The 374-nt window shown below is 39.6% G+C and carries 1 protein-coding gene; it reads left to right on the top strand.

All coding sequences use genetic code 11. The features are described from left to right. The coding region (locus IAE53_RS11265; RefSeq protein WP_155443420.1) for a DDE-type integrase/transposase/recombinase at window positions 1–373 on the top strand (373 nt) is incomplete at its 5' end. Window position 374: the final 1 nt, after the last annotated feature.

Below are 374 nucleotides of genomic sequence, written 5' to 3'. Positions count from 1 at the left end.
AGCGACCGTTTTGGATCCTGAGAAGAGAAAAGTATTGGGCTATAAAATTGGCGATACAATGACAGCCGAGCTAGCCACAAGTGCCTTACAGATGGCGTTGGATAAACATCGAAAGCCACTCATTATTCATTCAGATATGGGGTCACAATACACGAGTGCTGAGTTTAATATTAAATGCCAAAATTATGGCTTGAAACATTCTTATTCACTCAAAGGACATCCGTACGATAATGGCCGTATGGAAGCGTTTCATTCAATATTGAAGCGTGAAGAGGTTTATCTGAAGGCATACCAAACATTAACTGAAGTCCAAGCAGCCATTGGTTGGTATATCAATTTTTATAATCGCAATCGTATCTCAAATGTTGCCTAAG

Origin of the sequence: Leuconostoc sp. S50, from assembly GCF_016624925.1 — a bacterium.
In the GTDB taxonomy this organism is placed as follows: domain Bacteria; phylum Bacillota; class Bacilli; order Lactobacillales; family Lactobacillaceae; genus Leuconostoc; species Leuconostoc pseudomesenteroides.
This window is presented reverse-complemented; position numbering and strand designations above follow the sequence as displayed.